The sequence below is a fragment of the Rhodoferax sp. SPJ21 genome (genome assembly GCF_058216335.1).
Genome location: NZ_JBYZMO010000001.1, coordinates 284,198 through 301,950, shown reverse-complemented (window position 1 = coordinate 301,950; position 17,753 = coordinate 284,198). Strand labels below are relative to the sequence as shown.

The 17,753-nt window shown below is 63.9% G+C and carries 14 protein-coding genes; 7 read left to right on the top strand and 7 right to left on the bottom strand.

Annotation, left to right across the window (positions count from 1 at the left end; genetic code table 11):
- Positions 1 to 24 precede the first annotated feature (24 nt).
- Positions 25 to 1,278, top strand: coding sequence for a bifunctional phosphopantothenoylcysteine decarboxylase/phosphopantothenate--cysteine ligase CoaBC (gene coaBC, locus AC4BBN_RS01280; RefSeq protein WP_490590145.1), 1,254 nt, complete (start codon positions 25 to 27; stop codon positions 1,276 to 1,278).
- Positions 1,275 to 1,724, top strand: coding sequence for a dUTP diphosphatase (gene dut / locus AC4BBN_RS01275; RefSeq protein ID WP_490590144.1), 450 nt, complete (start codon positions 1,275 to 1,277; stop codon positions 1,722 to 1,724). Before coaBC ends, dut begins: the two co-directional genes overlap by 4 nt.
- Here the strand turns inward: dut and murI are convergent.
- Positions 1,700 to 2,560: a glutamate racemase gene (gene murI / locus AC4BBN_RS01270; protein WP_490590143.1), complete on the bottom strand. Its 861-nt coding sequence runs from the start codon at positions 2,558 to 2,560 to the stop codon at positions 1,700 to 1,702. The two genes, dut and murI, sit on opposite strands and share 25 nt — an antisense overlap.
- A complete protein-coding gene (locus AC4BBN_RS01265) occupies positions 2,557 to 4,110 on the bottom strand; it encodes a fumarate hydratase (protein ID WP_490590142.1) in 1,554 nt (517 codons plus the stop codon). Before AC4BBN_RS01265 ends, murI begins: the two co-directional genes overlap by 4 nt.
- Positions 4,111 to 4,225: 115 nt before the next feature.
- Between AC4BBN_RS01265 and AC4BBN_RS01260 the strand changes: the two genes are divergently transcribed.
- The 3 genes from AC4BBN_RS01260 to fumC all read left to right on the top strand — a co-directional run bounded on the left by AC4BBN_RS01260 (position 4,226) and on the right by fumC (position 9,522).
- Entirely contained in the window at positions 4,226 to 5,770 is a 1,545-nt protein-coding gene (locus AC4BBN_RS01260; protein WP_490590141.1) for a methyl-accepting chemotaxis protein, read from the top strand.
- Positions 5,771 to 5,977: 207 nt separating this feature from the next.
- Entirely contained in the window at positions 5,978 to 7,921 is a 1,944-nt protein-coding gene (locus AC4BBN_RS01255; protein ID WP_490590140.1) for a PhoX family protein, read from the top strand.
- Between the two features lie 209 nt (positions 7,922 to 8,130).
- Positions 8,131 to 9,522, top strand: coding sequence for a class II fumarate hydratase (gene fumC / locus AC4BBN_RS01250; RefSeq protein ID WP_490590139.1), 1,392 nt, complete (start codon positions 8,131 to 8,133; stop codon positions 9,520 to 9,522).
- 94 nt (positions 9,523 to 9,616) lie between these two features.
- Here fumC and AC4BBN_RS01245 read toward each other — a convergent pair whose 3' ends face one another.
- Positions 9,617 to 10,837, bottom strand: coding sequence for an acetate/propionate family kinase (locus tag AC4BBN_RS01245; protein ID WP_490590138.1), 1,221 nt, complete (start codon positions 10,835 to 10,837; stop codon positions 9,617 to 9,619).
- A gap of 92 nt (positions 10,838 to 10,929) precedes the next feature.
- On the opposite strand from AC4BBN_RS01245, the gene AC4BBN_RS01240 reads away from it, so the two are divergent.
- Both AC4BBN_RS01240 and AC4BBN_RS01235 read left to right on the top strand, forming a co-directional pair.
- Positions 10,930 to 11,901 (top strand): bifunctional enoyl-CoA hydratase/phosphate acetyltransferase, encoded by a 972-nt coding sequence (locus AC4BBN_RS01240; RefSeq protein ID WP_490590137.1) that lies wholly within the window; start codon positions 10,930 to 10,932, stop codon positions 11,899 to 11,901.
- 480 nt (positions 11,902 to 12,381) lie between these two features.
- Entirely contained in the window at positions 12,382 to 14,247 is a 1,866-nt protein-coding gene (locus tag AC4BBN_RS01235; protein WP_490590136.1) for a subtype B tannase, read from the top strand.
- A gap of 64 nt (positions 14,248 to 14,311) precedes the next feature.
- Here the strand turns inward: AC4BBN_RS01235 and AC4BBN_RS01230 are convergent, their stop codons facing one another.
- From AC4BBN_RS01230 to AC4BBN_RS01215, 4 genes are all read right to left on the bottom strand, one after another.
- The gene (locus AC4BBN_RS01230; protein WP_490590135.1) at positions 14,312 to 14,980 is read right to left on the bottom strand and encodes a TetR/AcrR family transcriptional regulator; all 669 of its coding nucleotides are present in this window, start codon (positions 14,978 to 14,980) and stop codon (positions 14,312 to 14,314) included.
- Positions 14,977 to 15,831, bottom strand: coding sequence for an alpha/beta fold hydrolase (locus AC4BBN_RS01225; protein ID WP_490590134.1), 855 nt, complete (start codon positions 15,829 to 15,831; stop codon positions 14,977 to 14,979). The genes AC4BBN_RS01230 and AC4BBN_RS01225 overlap by 4 nt, the downstream gene beginning before the upstream one ends.
- Before the next feature lie 116 nt (positions 15,832 to 15,947).
- Positions 15,948 to 16,841 (bottom strand): sugar phosphate isomerase/epimerase family protein, encoded by an 894-nt coding sequence (locus tag AC4BBN_RS01220; RefSeq protein WP_490590133.1) that lies wholly within the window; start codon positions 16,839 to 16,841, stop codon positions 15,948 to 15,950.
- Positions 16,838 to 17,749: a VOC family protein gene (locus AC4BBN_RS01215; RefSeq protein ID WP_490590132.1), complete on the bottom strand. Its 912-nt coding sequence runs from the start codon at positions 17,747 to 17,749 to the stop codon at positions 16,838 to 16,840. The genes AC4BBN_RS01220 and AC4BBN_RS01215 overlap by 4 nt, the downstream gene beginning before the upstream one ends.
- Positions 17,750 to 17,753: the final 4 nt, after the last annotated feature.

The window sequence follows — 17,753 nt, the reverse complement described above, 5'->3', positions numbered from 1 at the left end:
TTGTGCTCTGCTACATTGCCCGCCATGAATCCCAACACACTTCATTCGGCGGATGGCGACCTGGCCGGCAAGCACATCGTGCTGGGCCTCACCGGCGGCATCGCCTGCTACAAATCGGCAGAGCTGTGCCGGCTGCTGATCAAGCAGGGCGCCACGGTACAGGTGGTGATGACCGAGGCGGCGGAGCAATTCATGACGCCCACCACCATGCAGGCGCTCAGCGGGCGGCCGGTGTACACATCCCAGTGGGACGCGCGCGAGCCCAACACCATGCCGCACATCAACCTGAGCCGCGAGGCCGATGCCATCCTGATCGCGCCTTGCAGCGCCGACTTCATGGCGCGGCTGGTGCAGGGCCGGTCGGACGAATTGCTGAGCCTGCTGTGCCTGGCCCGGCCGATCGCCAAGGTGCCCTTGCTGATTGCCCCGGCGATGAACCGCGAAATGTGGGTGCACCCCGCCACCCAGCGCAATATGGCCCAGCTGGCCGAAGACGGCGCGCATCTGCTGGGCGTGGGCAACGGCCCGCAGGCCTGTGGCGAAACCGGCGACGGCCGCATGCTGGAGCCAGCCGAAATGCTGGAGGAGGTAGTTGCTTTCTTCGCGCCCAAACCGCTGGCCGGCCAGCGCCTGCTGGTCACGGCCGGGCCGACCTACGAGGCCATCGACCCAGTGCGTGGCATTACCAATCTGAGCAGCGGCAAGATGGGTTTTGCCATCGCCCGTGCGGCGCGCGAAGCCGGTGCCGAGGTGACCTTGGTCGCCGGACCGGTGGCTTTGGCTGCGCCGCGCGGCGTGAAACGCATCGATGTGAAATCTGCACAAAACATGCTTGCGGCGGTGGTGGAATCTGCGCAGGCAGCTACTATTTTCGTAGCAACTGCAGCGGTGGCCGACTGGCGACCGGCCCAGGCCGCCGAGCAGAAAATTAAGAAAGACGGCTCGGGCGCCACGCCCCAGCTGCAGTTTGTAGAGAACACCGACATCCTCGCCACCGTGGCCCAATCCGCCCGCGCTTTGAGCGGCGCCTTGTTCTGCGTGGGGTTCGCGGCCGAGAGCCAGGACCTGCTGGCTAACGCCCAGGCCAAACGCAAGCGCAAGGGCGTGCCCCTGCTGGTGGGCAATATCGGCCCGGCCACCTTTGGCAAGGACGACAATGCCCTGCTGTTGGTGGACGCGCACGGCGCCACCGAACTACCCCATGCTTCCAAATTGAGCTTGGCGCGCCGCCTGGTCGCCGAGATCGCTACCCGCATTTCTCCTGTACATCCCTCATGAAAATCGACGTTCGTATTCTTGACCCCCGTATGGCAGACCAGCTGCCTGCCTATGCCACCCCCGGCAGTGCCGGCCTGGACCTGCGCGCCTGCCTGGACGAGCCGCTGACCCTGGCTGCCAACGCCTGGAAGCTGGTGCCCACCGGCATTGCCATTCACCTGGCCGACCCTGGCTTTGCGGCGCTGATACTGCCGCGCTCCGGCCTGGGCCACAAGCACGGCATCGTGCTAGGCAACCTGGTGGGCTTGATAGACAGCGACTACCAGGGTCAGCTGATGGTCAGCGCCTGGAACCGCAGCACGGTGCCCTTCACCATCGACCCCATGGAGCGCCTGGCGCAGCTGGTGATCGTGCCGGTGGTGCAGGCGCAGTTCAATATCGTGGATGAATTCCCCACCGCGTCCGAGCGGGGTGAGGGCGGTTACGGTTCTACCGGCAAGGCCTGATCGGGGCTGGCCGAGAAACTTGCAATAAAGGCCGGCTCGGTAGTGAAGCCCAGCCAGCGCTGGGCGGCGGCCTGCAGCACCGCCGGGTCGCCCGTGGTGGTGAGCTGGACCCGGCCCGGGCCGGTGGTGGCCAGAGTCTGCGCGGCCTCAAGCAGGCGGCGTGTCTGCCGTGCTACCGGTTCGCCGGTGGACAAGATTTGCACCTGCGGGCCCACCAAAGCCGCCAGCTGGTCTTGCACGAACACATAGTGGGTGCAGCCCAGCACCAGGGTGTCGATCTGACCGGCCTGTGTGCCAAATTGGCCCATGGCGCTGATGTAATCTGCGCAGAGTGCTATTGTTTTTGAATTATCGGATGACGCCACGCTGCGGCTGATGGCGTCCGCCAGGCCGTCGCAGGGCTGCACGATGTACTCTGCCTGGCTCTGCAGGCTGCGCCGCAGGGCGTCGAACTTGGCGCTAGTGACGGTGCCGCGCGTGCCAATTACGCCCACGCGCTTGGTTTTACTTGCAGCCGCTGCGGGCTTCAGGCCAGGCTCCACGCCGATGATGGGCAGGTCTGGATGCTCGGCGCGCAGCAGGGCTACCGCGGCCATGGTGGCCGTGTTGCAGGCAATCACCAGGGCCTTGATGCCGTAGCGGCTGCGCAGATGCTGTGTGACCGCCCGGCTGCGGGCGATCACATAGGCGTCGCCACGCTCGCCGTACGGCGCGTGCCCCCCGTCGTCCAGGTAGACGAAGTGCTCCAGCGGCAGCTCGGCGTGCAGCGCCTGCAAGACGCTGAGGCCGCCGATGCTGCTGTCGAAGACCCCGACCGAGGCCGTGTTTAGACTCAAGCTGCAGCCACCCCGATGCCCTTGAATTCGCCGGTGGCGATCTTCTTTTGCCATTCGGCTGGGCCGGTGATGTGGGCGCTGGTGCCACCGGCGTCCACGGCCACGGTAACGGGCATGTCCACCACGTCGAATTCGTAGATGGCTTCCATGCCCATGTCGGCAAAGCCCACCACCTTGGCGGTCTTGATGGCCTTGCTCACCAGGTAGGCGGCGCCGCCCACGGCCATCAGGTAGGCGCTTTGGTGCTTCTTGATGGCTTCGATGGCGACCGGGCCGCGCTCGGCTTTGCCGATCATGGCGATCAGGCCAGTTTCGGCCAGCATCATTTCGGTGAAGCCGTCCATGCGGGTGGCGGTGGTGGGGCCGGCGGGGCCTACGGCCTCGTCACGTACAGGGTCCACCGGGCCGACGTAGTAGATGACGCGGTTGGTGAAGTCCACGGGCAGCGGCTCGCCCTTGGCCAGCATGCCCTGGATGCGCTTGTGGGCGGCGTCCCGGCCGGTCAGCATCTTGCCGGACAAAAGCAGGGTGTCGCCGGGCTTCCAGCTGGCGACTTCGGCCTTGGTCAGATTGTTCAGGTCCACCTTTTTGCTGGTTTTGTAGTCGGGCGTCCAGTTCACGTTGGGCCACAGGTCCAGCGATGGTGGGTCCAGGTAGACCGGGCCGCTGCCATCCATCACAAAGTGGGCGTGGCGGGTGGCGGCACAGTTGGGGATCATGGCCACGGGCTTGCTGGCGGCGTGGGTGGGGTACATCTTGATCTTCACGTCCAGCACGGTGGTCAGGCCACCCAGACCTTGTGCGCCAATGCCCAGGGCGTTGACCTTTTCCATCAGCTCGATGCGCAGGGCCTCGACCTTGGTCAGCTCGGCACCGGACGCCCTCTTGGCTTGCAGCTCGTACATGTCCAGGTCGTCCATCAGGCTTTCCTTGGCCATCAGCACGGCTTTTTCGGCGGTGCCGCCGATGCCTATGCCCAGCATGCCGGGCGGGCACCAGCCAGCGCCCATGGTGGGCACGGTCTTCAGCACCCAGTCGACGATGCTGTCGCCGGGGTTGAGCATGACCATCTTGCTTTTGTTTTCGCTGCCGCCGCCCTTGGCTGCGACCGTGACTTCCACGGTGTTGCCAGGCACGATCTCGGTGAAGATCACGGCGGGGGTGTTGTCCTTGGTGTTCTTGCGGTCGAAGTGGGGGTCGGCCACCACGCTGGCGCGCAGGGTGTTGTCGGGGTGGTTGTAGCCACGGCGCACGCCTTCGTTGATGGCGTCGTCCAGGCTGCCGGTGAAGCCTTCCCAGCTCACGTCCATGCCCACTTTCAGGAACACGTTGACGATGCCGGTGTCCTGGCAGATCGGGCGCTGGCCGGTGGCGCTCATCTTGCTGTTGGTCAGGATTTGCGCAATCGCGTCCTTGGCCGCCGGGCTTTGTTCGCGCTCATAGGCGCGGGCCAGATGGGCGATGTAGTCAGCGGGGTGGTAGTAGCTGATGTACTGCAGCGCGGCAGCTACGGATTCGATCAAGTCGGCTTGGCGGATGGACGTGCTCATGGTGGGGTCAGTAGTTGTGGGGAAACCCTAGGATTATCTCTGTTGCGATGGGTTAACGTTCTTGGCATCCAAGCGCGGGCTGGTACTTTGTTTTAATTTTCAGAATCGAGGGCTCATGCAAATCTTTAACCACATGAAAGTCATGACCCGGTTGAATCTGGTGTTTGGCTTGGTGCTGGCGTTACTGGCGCTGGTCATCGCGGTGGCTTGGGTGCGCCTGGGCGACCTGGGGCAGATCAACCAGCGCATGGTGGACGAGGGTTTTGTCAAAACAGCGGCGGCTGCCCGCATCAACGTGGCGACCCGGACCATTGCGCGGCGTACCGTAGAGCTGTTCTTTGCAGTGGACAAGGCGCAGGAAGACAAGACGGTGGCAGACATCGAAGGCGAAAAGAAGCAGATCGCCGATGCTTTGCAAACCCTGGCGCGGCTGGAGGGCTCGACTGAAGGCGGCGCCATGGTGGCGGCAATCGAAGCCAACCGCAAGAAGCATGCGGACTCGTTTGCCAAGCTGCTGCATTCCATTGCGGAAGAAGAGCTGCCCGATGCGCGCAAAGAATCCAAGGAGCAGACCCTGCCCACCCTGGATGCCATGCAAGCCCAGGTAGAAGCGCTGGTGGGTAAGCAGAAAGAGCAGGCCGATGCCGATGCGGCGTACGTGCTGCAGCGTATCCGCACCACCCGCAGTTTGCTATTGGGCCTGGGGCTGGCGGCCTTGCTGCTGGGCAGCGGCGCTGCGTTTGCGATGGGGCGCAGCATTGTGCGGCCGCTGAACCAGGCTGTCCTGCTTTCAGAGGCCATCGCCACAGGTGACTTCAGCCAGAAGTTTGAGGTGCAAGACGGTGGTGAGTTTGGCCGCTTGCTCGGCTCCATGGGCGATATGGAGGCCAAGCTCAGCGATCTGGTGTCGCGCATCAAGGACGCGGCGGGCTTGATTACTGTGGCCTCTCACGAGATCGCGCAGGGCAATGCCGATCTATCGCAGCGCACAGAGTCCCAGGCGTCTTCGCTGCAGAAAACATCTTCCAGCATGCAGCAGTTCACCGCTACGGTGCGTGAAAACGCGCAGCGGGCCCAGAGTGCGAACGGACTGGCGGGCAATGCGTCACAGATCGCGTTGCGCGGCGGCGCCGTGGTGGGCGAGGTGGTGGAAACCATGGACGCGATCAGCGCCAGCTCCAAGAAAATTGTGGACATCATCGGTGCGATCGAAGGCATCGCCTTCCAGACCAACATCCTGGCCCTGAATGCGGCGGTAGAAGCGGCGCGCGCGGGTGAGCAGGGGCGGGGTTTTGCGGTGGTGGCCAGTGAGGTGCGCAACCTGGCCCAGCGCAGCGCCGAAGCCGCCAAAGAGATCCGGGGGCTGATCGGCAATTCCGTCGCCCAGGTAGAAAGTGGCTCTCTGCGCGTCGGGCAGGCAGGCCGCACCATGCAGGAAATTGTGCAGGCCGTTCAGCAGGTCACCGGTGTGTTGGCTGAAATGACGGACGCGTCGGTGCAGCAAAGCGATGGTATTGAGCACGTCAACCAGGCCGTGATGGAGCTGGAGCTGGTGACGCAGCAAAACGCGTCGCTGGTCGATGAAACCGCCTCGGCGGCCACGGCCATGGCGGAGCAGGTGGACCGTTTGCAAACGGCTGTGGATGCCTTCAAGGTTTAGCCATCAGTCTTGGTGAATGCTATATAAAGAATAGCTGCAATCGTAGGTTTTGCTTGCGCTAGCGGCCTATTTTTTATAAACCGGTTGGTTCAGCCTGGGTTGTGACAGTCAAAAAACTGACACATGCGCTTCCTATGATTCCGGTTACATGTGTTGCACGCCTGCTGCTGCAACGCTGCCGAATCTCATAAACCCACGGAAGTCTCCATGTCTGAATTGAACCTTGCTTCGCGCCGCAGTGCCCTGAAATTCCTGGTCACCGCGCCCATGTTGCCCTTGGGCGCTTTCGCCACCACGTCGTTGCTGTCGGGCTGCGCCACCACGGCGCCGAGCACGGCAGGCTTTGCGTCTGCCAGCTTCACCGGCATGGCCGCACCCACGCTGGCCAACCCGGCCGCCATGGCGACCATGGCCGTGGGCTCGACCCTGAACATCACTTACAAAGACAACACCACGCAAAGCTACAAGCTGGCCTACCAGCCTTTCTTTGTGACCGGCGACATGGTGCCGGACGGCAAGGGCGGCAAGGTGCTGGCCGGTGGCTATTTCGACATCCGCAACCAGCCGATTCTGGACAAGTCGGTGGCCGGCAAGGAACGCCATTTCTACTCGGACTGCCCGGATGGCTCCTCGATGCTGAGCCTGCCCAATGCGAATGTTCCCGGCATCCAGGGCAAGGCCGTGTTTGCTGTGGTGCAGTTTGAATACACCACCCGCGACCAGGCCGGTGCCGATGCCTACGGCACGCTGCCGTCGCCCATCGCCGTGCTGACCCTGGACCAGGACCAAAAGACCGGCAAGCTCAGCCTGGTGAAGTACCACAACGTGGACACCTCCAGCGCCCACGGCCTGTGGATCACCTGCGGCGCCAGCCTGTCGCCCTGGAACACCCATTTGTCCAGCGAAGAATACGAGCCCAACGCGCCCTTCATCGACGAAGTCAAGCACTTCAAGACCTTCAGCAAGAACCTGTTTGGCGACGAAAACAAGGCCAACCCCTACCACTACGGCCACCTGCCGGAAGTGACCGTCAACCCCGACGGCACCGGCTCCATCAAAAAGCATTACTGCCTGGGCCGTATTTCGCACGAGCTGATCCAGGTCATGCCCGACAACCGCACGGCGCTGATGGGCGATGACTTCACCAACGGCGGCCTGTTCATGTTCGTGGCCGACAAGGAAAAAGACCTGTCCGCCGGCACGCTGTACGTGGCCAGCCTGGATTCCGGCTTCTCGGTGGACCCGGCCGCTGCCGGTGCCAGCGTGTACTGGATCAAGCTGGGCCATGCCACCAGCGCCGAGATCGAGCAAATGGCCAACACCCTGAAGCCCGCCGACATCATGGACGTGCGCAAGGCCGACCCCAAGGACGCCAGCTTCACCCAGGTCTTCATCGACGGCGTGGCCAACTGGGTCAAGGTCAAGCCCGGCATGGAAAAAGCCGCAGCCTTCCTGGAAACCCACCGCTACGCCGGTGTGATGGGCGGCACCATGGCCTTCACCAAGATGGAAGGCACCACCGTCAACATCAAGGACAAGGTGGCTTACTCTGCGCTGTCCTACATCCAGAACTCCATGGTCAAGGGCGGCAAGGGCTGGACGGCTGGCAGCGGCATCGCCGTCAGCAAGGCCCTGGTGGCCGGCGCCGTGGTCGAGCACAAGCTGGCCGGCGGCCAAAAAGACATCCTGGGCGCCGCCATCCAGAGCGAATGGGTGCCTACCGCCACCAAGACCCTGCTGGCCGGTGAGGACATTGCCGCCGACTCTATGGGCAACCTGGCCCACATCGACAAGATCGCCAACCCCGACAACCTGAAGTTCTCGGAAAAGCTGCGCACCCTGTTCATCGGCGAAGACACCAGCTTGCACGTCAACAACTACCTGTGGGCCTACAACGTGGACACCAAGGCGCTGAGCCGCGTGCTGTCCACCCCCGCCGGCGCTGAATCCACCGGCCTGCACGCGGTGGACGAGATCAACGGCTGGACCTATGTGATGAGCAACTTCCAGCACGCCGGCGACTGGCTGCCCCCGCTGCACGGCAAGGTGCAAGCCGTGCTGGACCCGCTGGTGCGCGCCAACTACAAGGACCGCTTCGGCGCTGCTGTGGGCTACCTGACGGCCGACCCGGTGGCTATCAAGCTGGGTTAAGCGCCCGCACAGCCCCTGTTTGTGGGGGCTTGGTTGCTATATAAATAGGAGCTTCTGGCGCAGGTGGTTACTGCGCTAGAAGCTTTTTTTATGGCTCAAATGCTGATCCCGCGTTTTCGCCAGGCAGCCGCACCCGCTCCGTGGTTATGCGGGTCATTGCTACTATTTGCGACCTTCCACACCTGCGGCATTGGCCCGCCCCGCCCCCCATGCACACCCCCACCCGTTCCGAGCGCGATACCTTCGGCCCCATAGCTGTGCCGGCCGACAAACTGTGGGGCGCGCAGACCCAGCGTTCGCTGCAGAACTTCGACATTTCGGGCGAGCAGCAGCCGCGTGAAATCATCCGCGCGCTGGCCCAGGTCAAGCGGGCCTCTGCGGTGGTGAACCACGCGCTGGGCCTGCAGGATGCGCAGAAAACCCAGGCCATCGTGGCGGCCGCCGACGAGGTGATTGCCGGCCGGCATCCGCACGAATTCCCGCTGGTGGTGTGGCAGACCGGCTCGGGCACGCAGACGAATATGAACGTCAACGAGGTGTTGGCGAACCGCGCCAGTGAGCTGCTGGGCGGCGAGCGCGGCGAGGGCCGGCTGGTGCACCCCAATGACGACGTGAACCGCAGCCAGTCCAGCAACGACGTATTCCCCACCGCCATGCACGTGGCGGCGGTGGACGCATTGACCCACAAGCTGCTGCCAGCGATTGAAAAGCTGCGCGCCACGCTGGCCCAGAAGTCCGCCGACTTTGCTGACATCGTGAAGATCGGCCGCACCCATCTGCAGGACGCCACGCCACTGACCTTGGGCCAGGAATTCTCGGGCTACGTGGCCCAGCTGGAACATGGCGCGCGCCATGTACAGGCGGCCTTGCCGCACCTGTGTGAACTGGCGCTGGGCGGCACAGCGGTGGGCACCGGGCTGAATGCGCCCAAGGGCTATGCCGAGCAGGCCGCCGCCGAGCTGGCGCGCCTGACCGGCCTGCCGTTTGTGACGGCACCCAACAAGTTCGAAGCCCTGGCCAGCTGCGACGCGCTGGTGCATGCCCATGGCGCGCTCAAAACCCTGGCTGCCAGCCTGGTGAAGATAGCCAACGATGTGCGTTGGCTCGCCAGCGGCCCGCGCAGCGGCATCGGCGAGCTGAGCATCCCGGAGAACGAACCCGGCTCCAGCATCATGCCGGGCAAGGTCAACCCCACACAGAGCGAGGCCCTGACCATGCTGGCGGCCCAGGTGTTCGGCAACGACGTGGCCATCAACTTCGGCGGTGCGTCCGGCAACTTCGAGCTGAACGTGTTTCGCCCGATGGTGGCGCACAACTTCTTGCAGAGCGTGCGCCTGTTGGCCGACGGCATGGTCAGCTTCAACGACCACTGCGCCGTGGGCATAGAGCCAAACCGCGAGCGCATCACCGCGCTGGTGAACAGCTCACTGATGCTGGTGACGGCGCTGAACACCCACATCGGCTACGACAAGGCCGCCTTCATCGCCAAAAAAGCGCACAAGGAGGGCAGCAGCCTGCGCGAGGCGGCTGTGGCGTCTGGCCATGTGACGGGCGAGCAGTTTGACCAGTGGGTGGTGCCCGGCAACATGGTGGGGCGCTGATCTGCGGTTGCGCGTGATGCTACTGAATTGATAGCCGCTTGCGCAGGTACATACTGCGCTGTAGGCCTAAAACGCTGGTGGTGTGAAGATGGGCTCAGGCGGAGACTTGCTCCGGGCGCACACCCAGCAGCTGGACGGTATGGCTTGCAATCATCCATTCCTCGTCGGTGGGAATGACCCAGGCCGCGCGGGCGCTGCCCGCAGCAGAGATGCAGGGCCCCCCAGCACCATTGGCCTGGCTATCCAGGCTGAAGCCCAGCCAGGCCAGGCCTTCGACGACGCGGCGGCGTATCTCGGCCGCGTTCTCGCCAATGCCGCCGGTGAAGACAATGCCATCCACGCCCCCCAGTGCGGCCGCCAGGGAGCCGATCTCGCGCAGGATGCGGTAGACGAACAGATCCACAGCCAGCTGCGCCCGGGGCGCATCACTGGCCAGCAGCACACGCATGTCGCTGGAAATACCCGATACGCCCAGCAGGCCCGATGCGCGGTAGAGCATGGATTCCACCTGCTCGGCGTCCATGGCCTTGGCTTGCAGCAGGTAGAGCAGCACGCCGGGGTCCACCGCGCCGCAGCGGGTGCCCATGGGCAGGCCATCCAGCGCGGTGAAGCCCATGGTGCTGTCCACGCTGCGCCCGCCTTCCAGGGCGCACAGGCTGGCGCCGTTGCCCAGGTGCAGCGCGATGACCTTGCCCTGCGCAAGTGCAGGGGCTACCTGGGGCAGGCGCGAGGCAATGTATTCATAGGACAGGCCATGGAAGCCATAGCGGCGCACGCCGGATTCGTGCAGGGCGTAGGGCAGGGCGTACATCTGCGCGACTTCGGCATGGGCGCGGTGGAATGCGGTGTCAAAGCAGGCGACTTGCGGCACGCCCGGTAGCGCGTCAAAGGCCAGGCGTATCGGCGACAGATTGTGCGGCTGGTGCAGCGGCGCCAGGGGCGACAGGGCTTGCAAATCTTCCAGCACGGCCGGCGTGACCTGCACGGGTTGCGCGTGCGTCAGGCCGCCGTGCACCACCCGGTGGCCGATACCGCGCAGCTGGATGTCCGGCACCAGATCGCGTACGAATTCGATGACGTGGTGCAGTGCGGCGTCGTGGCCCAGTGCTGCGCCAGGGTCCAGCGCGCGTTCACCCAGGATGCTGCCGCTGGGGCTTTTGGCGACGAAGTGCGGTGCCGTGCCCAGGCCTTCGACCAGGCCGCGCATCAGCAGCGTGAGCGCGTTGCCTTCATGCCATTCATAGAGCGAAAACTTCAGGCTGGAGGAGCCGGCGTTGGCTACCGCGATGAGATCGCTGTGGGTCGTGAGCGCCATGGGATGTGTGTCACTAAGGGGTGGGTGTATGGCAGTACCATGATTGGCAGCCCATGCCTGTGAGCTTCCTGTTCTTCATTTCAATTATGCCCATGCCTGATTCCTCCACTGCCACCGCTGCTGCCCCCAGTTCCCACCCCCACTACGACAGGCTGATCGCCGCTGCCCGCCAGCGGCCCCCGCTGCGGGTGGCCGTGGTGCACCCAGCCAACGATGTGTCTTTGCAGTCGGTGCTGGAATCGAGCCGCCTGGGTTTGATCACGCCGCTGCTGGTGGGGCCGCGCGCCAGGCTGGAGGCGATTGCGCAGCAGGCGCAGCTGGACCTGAGCGGCTTGCAGATGGTGGACGCACCCCATAGCCATGCAGCGGCCGACGTGGCAGTGGCCATGGCTCTGCGCGGTGAGGTGGACGCGCTGATGAAGGGCAGCCTGCATACCGACGAGTTGATGGCGGCTGTGGTCAAGCACGAAGGGGGGCTGCGCACGTCGCGTCGCATCAGCCATTGTTTTGTGATGGACGTGCCCGGCCACCCCCGGCCGCTGATCATTTCGGATGCGGCCATCAACATTGCGCCGGGTTTGGACGAGAAAGTGGACATCGTGCAAAACGCCATCGACCTGGCCCATGCGCTGCATGTGTCGCCGGTGCGCGTGGCCGTGCTGTCGGCGATGGAAACCGTCAGCTCCAAAGTGCCGTCCACCATCGATGCGGCGGCCCTGTGCAAGATGGCCGAGCGCGGCCAGATCACCGGTGCCCAGCTGGACGGCCCCCTGGCCATGGACAACGCGATTGACATGGACGCCGCGCGCATCAAGGGCATCACCTCGCCCGTGGCCGGCCAGGCCGACGTGTTGATCGTGCCCGACCTGGATGCCGGCAATATGCTGGCCAAAAGCCTGACCTTTCTCGCCGGGACCTATGCCGCAGGCATTGTGCTGGGGGCCAAGGTGCCCATCATCCTGACCAGCCGGGCGGACTCGGAGCCGGCCCGGCTGGCGTCCTGTGCGGTGGCGTCCATGCTGGTGCAGGCCGGGCGTGACGGCTTGATCAAGGCCGTGGGCTAGCCCCAGCTGCTGCACCCGCGCGGGTGCTTGTTTCTGCAGGTAACGAGGACGATTTCGACGCCGCTGTTGCGCAGCGGGATGGTGGTGTTTTGCGCCATAGGTTCGCCTTGCTGTCCAGGCGGACTTCTCCTCGATAACGGCGGTTAAGGCCTGCGATGCCATCCCATGGATGCCTATGGAAAACCATGATGCTTGGGGGTTATCGCGCCCCTGAACGCGGCATCTTCTGCGGCGCGCGTCGGCTGCGTACAGTGCCCCTTCATGTCATTGACTCGAAGCAAAGAAGGCCACGCGCCAGGCCACTCAGCCCCAGGTTTGCAAGAGTTTCAGAGGCGGCGCAGCACCCACGCGTTGTCTTCCATGACGACAAAGGCCAGCCAACCGCTGACCTGCGACCCCAACATGAGCACAAGAGCGGCTAGAGCCGGCACGTCGGACCCTGAAGAGCCCACGTTCAATCACTTCATTAAAGAGACAAGCATGCACACACAATTCAAACGGCGCGCACTTGCGGCCTCCATCGCCGCGATATCGGTTACGGGCCTGATAACGGCCTGCGGCGGCGGCAGCGCTGCGTCCACTACCGCTGGCCCCGGTGTATATGACAGCCAGCTGGCTTTCGATAAGACAAAGTACACGACGATTACGGTCACTCTCGACGGCGTGAGCACGCCGGTACGCTGGTACCGCGAAGTTTGCTATGTGGGCAAGCCCATGCAACTGGCGGCGACACAATCCGCCGGTGCGGTGGATAACCAGAGCTGCGGCTACCAGAATATGAACATTTTTGTGCGTGAGGTCGACGCGGCCAAGCAAGACAACGCCATTTTGCTCAACGTCAACAACGCCGGCTGGCTGGCCAGCTACCAGGGGGGCAAGGGCGGCTGGAACGGCACGGACCCCATCACCAACAGCAATTACGCCGGGGCCGACATCGTCAACGGCGGCACGTATGTCAGCAATAGCGACACCGACAAGAAGGGCGCGGCGCTGGCCCGTGGTTTCGTCTATATCAACATGGCCTCGCGCAGCCGTGGCGCGGTGGCCCCCGCTGGCGTCTACGACGACGGCATCTACCAGGGCAAGGCGCCAGCCGCCATCGTCGACGCCAAAGCCGCCGTGCGCTATTTGCGCCTGAATGACAGCCTCATGCCGGGCAGCGCCAGCCGCATCGTGGTGAACGGCACCAGCGGTGGTGGCGCGCAGAGCACGCAACTCGGCGCCACGGGCGACAGCGTGGACTATCTGCCCTACCTGAAGGCCGTTGGCGCGGCCGGTGTCGACACCAGCGGCAAGAGTTCGATCAGTGACAAGGTATACGCCGTCGTGGCCTACTGTCCCATCCAGGACATGGGCAGTGCCGACCTGGCTTACGAATGGATGTTCAATGTGCTGGATACACGCACGCTGGTTTCGACGGATCAGAAAGCGGGGTTGATCGTCGATGCAAGCGGTAATGAGCTTGTCCGTGCCTCGAACCCGGACCCCGCCGGCAGCACCGCTTTGATGAACAAGTTCGTGACATACCAAGCCGGCCTGGGTTTGAAAAACGACGACGGTACGGTACTGACCACCGACAACATGCTGGCCGCCCTGCAGACAGAGATCAAGAATGCAGCCAGCACTTATGTCAAGGCGGGCAAGACATTCGTTGCCTACAACGCGTACGGCAGTGCTGCAGCCAATGGTGTGGCCGGTGGAAGCGGAACGCTGTACTACAAGAACGATTTCATCAACGTGGATTCGAGCGGTACGGTTATTAACTTCAATATGTCGAACTATTTGAAGTTCGTGGCCAAGCAGTCCCGGCTCAAGGCCGTGCCGGCTTTTGACCAGGTCGGTCAAACCGCCGCACTCGCAGCTACCGCGACAGCCGACACCACGCACGCGGGCACCACCGTCTATGGCAACTACAGCGGTGGTGAATCCAATTTGTTCGGCACCGCTGCCCAGGTGTATTCCAACTTCACCGAGTACGCGTGGAACAACAACAACGGCGGGGACGCAGTTAATGCCGCGCAAAGCGATGTGGGCTTGGCGAATACCGGCTACACCTGGGCGGCCAATCCCCAGCAGGCATATCTGCTGAATCAGTACAAGATGATTAATGCGCTGGCCTATGTAGGCAAGACCGATGGCATTACGACACACTGGCGCGTCCGCGTTGGCGCGCGGGACCGCGATACGTCCTTCACCGTGGCCTACAACATCAGCCGCGCCCTGAAGGCGGACACCAAGGTCAAGGACGTCGACTTTGCCCTACATTGGGACCAGGGGCACGCCGGCAACTACGACGTGCTGAACGCCTTCACCTGGATCGACCAGCGCCTGGCCGCTGGCAACTAGGACGGGTTTTTCAGCATCGCCAAGCTACGGCGAAACGGGTGGGCCTGACTTGGCCCAACCGGGCTCAGGCCTTCACATAGCGCAGCACCATTTCGACGATGCTGTTGCGCCGCAGGGCCATGGCCTGGGGGCTGTCCAGTGTGTGCTGGAAGATCAGGGTAAAAGTGTGGTTGTTGGCCACGTTGAAAAAGCTCAGACCGCTGATGGACATGTGCAGGTCCACCGGGTCCAGGCCGCTGCGGAATACGCCTGCTGCGACGCCACGCTGGTACACGGCGGTGATGGCTTCGATGGCCGGTTCGTTGCGCTGCTGGATGGATGTGCTTTGCGCCAGGAATTCGCCGCGCTGCATGTTCTCGCTCATCACCAGGCGCACGAATGCGGGGTTGGCATAGTGGTAGTCCACGCTGAAGGCCACCAGGGTGCGCAGGGCCTGCTCGGGCTCCAGGTCTTCCAGGTGCAGCTCTGATTCGATCTGCCGGATGCGGCTGTAGGCGGCCTCCAGCACGGCGATGTACAAGCCTTCCTTGCTACCGAAGTAGTAGTAGATCATGCGCTTGCTGGTGTGCGTGGTGTCGGCGATGACGTCCACGCGGGCGCCGGCCAGGCCTTTTTCAGAGAACTCGCGGGTGGCGACCTCGATGATGTTTTCGCGCGTGCGGTCTGGGTTGTTGGTGCGCGACGTGGTGCGTGCGTCCTTGGCCTTGCTGCGCGAATGGTCGGGTTCGTTCATTCGCCCAGTATAGGAGGCAGCAGCTGCAGCAGAACGCTGTGGAAGGCCTCTGCGCGCTCGTACTGCACCCAGTGTCCGGCATGGTCTATCCACACAAATTGCTGAAACTGCGGCAGGGCTTGCAGGCTGGCTTGCAGCAGGTCTTGGTGGCCGACGTACAGCGCGTCCTCGCGGCCATAGATGGCCGACACCGGGCATGCCACGCGCAGCAGGTTTTGCTTCAGCACATCGGTGTTGGACAGCCGGCGCGCGGGCAGGCGGTCGCGCTGCACATTGGCCTTGTGCAGGGCCAGGGTATCCGCGTCTATGGCTTCGGGCTGGTGCAGCATGAGGGCGGCCAGGTTGAAGCGGTGGATGGCGTCGCGTGCGTCCTCGGTCTGCAGATGCCGCCAGCCTTTGAGCCGCACGGTGCTGCGCGGCACCAGGCCCAGGCCGACGGCGCCGACCACCACCAGGCGTGCCACCCGCGCCGGGTAGTCGGCGGCCAGAAAGCTGCCCACCATGCCGCCGAATGAAAATCCCACCACGTCTACCGGCTGCGTGCCCAGTAGCTGCTGCAGGCCAGCTTCCAGTGGCGCCGCGATCACGTCGGCATCCATGCCGCCCGGGGGCAGGGCGGAGTCGCCAAAGCCGGGCAGGTCGGGCACCCATACCTGGTGGCCCGCGTCTACCAGGGCGTCGATGTTGCGCACCCAGTGCGTCCAGCTGCCGCTGCCGCCATGCAAGAGCAGCAGCGGGCGCTGGTCGCCATTGCTGGCTCCCCATTGGTGCCAGACGGTGTGGCCGTCGCCGCAGGGCGTGAGATGTCGGGTGGCGCAGCTGCGCAGCGCGGCGATGGCGGGTGTGGGCACTGGAGTTGGGGAAGTAGAGCGTGCGCAGTATATGGGTAAGTTCTGCTATGCAAAAAGGAGCGGCTGGCGCAGATGCTATCTGCGCCAGCCGCTGTTTGGGCTCTGAACCAGAGGCCTCAGCTGCGTTGCTTCAGCCGCATGTCGTTGGGCAGCGGCGTGGAGCGGCGCAGCACGTCTTCGCTCAGCCATAGTGCGCTCTTGCGGGCGCGGGCGGCCACCATGGGCAGGGGCATGTTGACGTAGTCGTCGTTGAAGACTTCGAAGCTGTAGTCGCCCCGGTAGCCGAGCTTGTCCAGGCGCAGCACCAAGTCCACCAGTTGCTCGCTGTGCACGCCCTCGCCGGGGAACACGCGGAAGGTGCGGGCGGTGGTCATGCGCTCTTCAAAGGTGCGGGTCTCTTGCCACATGAAGTCGGCCAGCTGCACCAGGAAGATTTTGGACGGGTCCAGGTAGTCGATCTCGTCCAGCGGGGTCTTGGCGGCGAGGATGTGGTACGAGTCAATGCCTATGCCCAGGTTGGGGCAGTCGGCGCGGCAGACCACGTCCCAGGCGGTGGTGAACTCGTTGATGGTGCGGCCCCAGGATAGGCCTTCGAACGCGATGCGGATGCCGTAGGGCACGGCCAGCATGGCCAGCTTGCGCAGGTCTTTGGCGATGTGGTCCAGGTCCTGGGTGGCGTGGGCCGAGGTGGACGAGCAGGCCAGCAGCACTTTGCAGTCCAGCGCCGCGCACATCTGCAGCATGGCCTTGGCGATGTCGATCTTGTATTCGTGCAGGTGGCCGCTTAGGCCCTCAAAGTCGCGCAGCACCTGGAAGCCGGTGCCGCGCAGGCCACTGGCCTTGACCTCGGCCACGGCGGCTTCCATGCCGTCGGGGTGGCCGACGATGTCGTTGGCCTTCAGCATCACCTGGGTGAAGCCGGCATCCACCATGGCCTTGAGCTTGGCTTTCAACGGCCCGGCCAGGGTGATGGTGTCCATGCCGAAGCCTTGGATGGCGTGGGCCTTCATAGTGCTTTCTCGCTATGGACCAATTCAAACACCACGGAACCCAGATAGGTTTTGGTGATGGCGCCACGGCTCTCGGTGTGGGTGGCCTGGGTTTCGACAAATTCCACACCCAGCTTGCGCAACTCGGCCACGGCAGCCAGCACGTCGGGCACGCCCAGGCCGATGCGCTGCAGGCGTTCATTCACGTCGATCACATTCACCTCAGGCTCGATCAGCTGCAGCATGAAGCTGCTGCCTTCGGAGAGCGCGGGGCTGCGCAGCAGCTTGCCCTTGGGCATGATGCCGAAGCGTTGCTCGTCAGGGATCAGCTCCAGGCCAAACAGCGCGTTGTAGAACTCGATCCAGTCGTAGCTGCGCTCGGGGCCGATGTACTGCACCACGCCGAAGAAGTGCAGGCCGGCGGTGGCTGCAGGGTGCTGGTCCACCGAAGGAATTGGGATGAAGTCCACGTCGTAGATAGAGAACTCGTTGTAGCGGTCCACAAAGTAGATGCGGCTGCCGCCCGCGCCGTGGATGGCGGGGATGTTCAGCTCCATCACCTCGGCGTGGGTGGGCACCTCCCAGGCGCCGCGCTCCAACACATAGTGGTAGGCGGCACGGGCATCGCGCACGCGCAGCGCGATGGCCGAGATGGTGGGCGATTCGCTGCCATGGCCGGCGCCCTGGGCATCGCTGGGGTGGCCGTTGACCACGATGTTCAGCCCGCCCTGGCGGTACAGCTGAATCTCGCGCGAGCGGTGCCGCGCCACGGGCTTGAAGCCCATCATTTCCAGCACCTGGCCCAGGGCCTGGGGCTTGGGTGTGGAGTATTCGACGAACTCGATTCCGTCCAGCCCCAAGGGGTTGGCTGCATCGCTGAACGATGCCTGCAGTGGCTCGCGGCTGTCGTTGACGAGTAAGTCACTCATAGCT